The sequence below is a fragment of the Paucibacter sp. XJ19-41 genome, assembly GCF_028462495.1.
Classification (GTDB): Bacteria; Pseudomonadota; Gammaproteobacteria; order Burkholderiales; family Burkholderiaceae_C; genus Roseateles_E.
The window spans coordinates 1-2,674 of record NZ_JAQOWX010000232.1; the positions used below are offsets into that span (position 1 = coordinate 1).

Sequence of the window (2,674 nt, forward strand, 5' to 3'; positions counted from 1 at the left end):
CCATCATTCTCCTGGTTGATGGACTTCGCTACCTTTACGCTGGTACGCCTGGGAGGGGGCAGGTCAGAGACAATGGCCTGCTTCGTATCCCTGGCCCCGTGATGAAACGCCGTGATCTGCTGACCCTGGCCGCCGCTGCCACGCTGCCCGCCGCCGCCGAGGCGTTGCGTCGCCCATGGCCTAAGGGCCAGGCCACGCCACCTTTGACAATGCCCGGCTTCGAGGGCCCCGCCTGGAGCCTGGCCGAGGCCAAGGGGCGACCGGTGCTGCTGAACTTCTGGGCCAGCTGGTGCGAGCCTTGCCGTGCCGAGATGCCCTCGCTGGAACTGCTGGCTCAGCGCCATGAGGCCGAGGGCCTGTTGGTGCTGGCGGTCAACCACCGCGAGACCGATGCCGCGATCCGCCGTTTTCTGCAGACCATGCCCATCAGCCTGCCCATCCTGCGCGACACCGACGGTGCTACCAGCCGCAGCTTCGGCGTGCGCATCTTTCCGACCAGCGTGCTGATTGCCCGCGACGGCCGCGCCGCCTTTTCCGTCATCGGGGAACTCGATTGGACCGGCGCCCAGGCCCGCCAATGGATCGCCCCGCTGCTCTGAGCCCCTACCTTTCCAGGAACCCGCCATGACACTGTCCCGCCGCCAACTGATCCAAGCCGGATGTGCCGCTGCGCTGCCGCTGCCCGCGCTGTCGCAGACCCAGGCGCCGCGCCGTTTCGAGCCTCAGATCGGCCCCTGGCGCAGCTTCGAGATGACGCTGGACGTCGCGGTGGCCGACCATCAGGGCACGACCAAGCTCTGGCTGCCGCTGCCCGATGTCGAGACCGACTACCAGCGCAGCCTGGGCCACAGCTGGAGCGGCAACGCCAGCGAGATGCGGCTGGTGGCCGATGCACCGCGCGGCGTGCGCATGCTCTATGCCGAGTTTCCTGCCAGTGTGACAACGCCGACCCTGCAGCTGGTCAGCCGGCTGCAGACGCGCAGCCGCGCGGTCGACTGGCACAAGCCGGTCCCTGCCAGCGAGGACCCCGAGGTGCTGCGTGCCAACCTGGCGCCGACCGAGCTGATTCCGGTCGACGGCATCGTCCGCAAGACGGCGCTGGCGGCCACGCAGGGCGCGCGGACCGATCTTGACAAGACCCGCGCGATCTATCGCTGGCTGCTGGCCAATGCCCACCGCGAACCCAAGGTGCGCGGCTGCGGCACCGGCGATGTGCGCACCATGCTGGAGACCGGCAACCTGGGCGGCAAGTGTGCCGACCTGAATGCGGTCTTCGTCGGCCTGTGCCGCGCGGTGGGCGTGCCGGCGCGCGATGTCTACGGCCTGCGCCTGGTGCCCTCGGCCTTCGGCTACCGCGAGCTGGGCGCCAACCCGGCGGGCCTGAAAGGCGCTCAGCACTGCCGCGCCGAGGTGTTTCTGAAGCAGTATGGCTGGGTCGCGATGGACCCGGCCGATGTGCTGAAGGTGATGCGCCAGGAGACCCAGGAGTGGATCAAGGACCCGGCGCATCCGCTGGTGGCGCCGGTCAACAAGGGCTTGTTCGGCGGCTGGGAGGGCAACTGGGTGGCCTACAACACCGCGCACGATCTGCGGCTGCCCGGCAGCGCCGGCAAGGCCAGCCTGCCTTTCCTGATGTACCCGCAGGGCGAGAACGCCAGCGGCCGCTTCGATGAGTTGGCGCCCGACAGCTTCAGGTACACGATCAGCGCCAAGGAGCTGACGCCGGCATGAGCGGCCACGACAAGCCCCAGGCCCTGGCCCTGCAAGCCCTGCTGTCGCGCTACTCGGTCGGCCCCAGGCATCTGGTGGAGCCCGGCCCCAGCGAGGACGAGCTGAGCCTGATGGTGCAGGCCGCCTTGCGCGCGCCGGACCATGGCGAGCTGCTGCCCTGGCGTTTCAAGATCGTGCGTGGCGCTGCGCGCCAGCGCATGGCCGATCTGTTTGCCGCTGCGGCCCGGGCGGCCGGCAAGGACGAGGCCGGTGCGCAGCTCGATGCCGAGCGCGCGCTGCGGCCGCCGGTCACGGTGGCCGTGTTGGCCCGCATCGATCTCGGCCATCCGCAGGTGCCGGCCCACGAGCAATGGGCGGCGGTGGGCGGCGCGCTGGCGCAGTTTCTTGCGGCCGCCCATCTGCTGGGCTATGGCGGCAAGATGCTCAGCGGGGCGAAGGTGCGCGATGCGCAGATCGCGGCCGCCTTCAGCGAGCCGGGCGAGACCTTGCTGGGCTGGATCGCGCTGGGCACGCCGACGCGCCGCGCCCAGGGGCCATCGAGAAAAGGTGGCGTGGACGCGGCCATGACGATCTGGGGCTGAAGGGCGCTGTTGTGCCGCCGCAGTGGACGTTGCGGGCCCGTCCCGGCACACTGCGGCCCACCCTCATGAGCCGCCTCCTGCCCTCACTCCAGCCCGCCGGCGCTGCGTCCGCAGCGGTCGTGCTGCAACCGCTTACGCCGCTTGCGCCCTCGCGCATGGAGCAATGCCTGCTGCTAGCGGTGCTGCTGCACATCCTGCTGGTGCTGGTGCTGGGCAACACGCCCGGCGGCACGGCCCGGCGCGGCGAAGGGGTCTGGGGAGCACTCAACATCACGCTGCGCAGCGATGCGCTGAATGCGCCGCGCCCCGGGCCGGGCGCCGGCCTGCCGGCCCCGCTGGAGCAGCACAGCGGCCCGACCGGC

The 2,674-nt window shown here is 70.6% G+C and carries 4 protein-coding genes; all 4 read left to right on the forward strand.

Annotated features, from left to right (window positions below):
• Positions 1-101: 101 nt before the first annotated feature.
• A complete protein-coding gene (locus tag PO768_RS28390; protein WP_272648733.1) occupies positions 102-599 on the forward strand; it encodes a TlpA family protein disulfide reductase in 498 nt (165 codons plus the stop codon).
• Positions 600-624: 25 nt separating this feature from the next.
• Positions 625-1,731, forward strand: coding sequence for a transglutaminase-like domain-containing protein (locus tag PO768_RS28395; RefSeq protein WP_272648734.1), 1,107 nt, complete (start codon positions 625-627; stop codon positions 1,729-1,731).
• On the forward strand, positions 1,728-2,312 hold the full coding sequence (locus PO768_RS28400) for a nitroreductase family protein (RefSeq protein ID WP_272648735.1): 585 nt from the start codon (positions 1,728-1,730) through the stop codon (positions 2,310-2,312). Before PO768_RS28395 ends, PO768_RS28400 begins: the two co-directional genes overlap by 4 nt.
• Positions 2,313-2,377: 65 nt before the next feature.
• The coding region (locus PO768_RS28405) for a hypothetical protein (protein ID WP_272648736.1) at positions 2,378-2,674 on the forward strand (297 nt) is incomplete at its 3' end.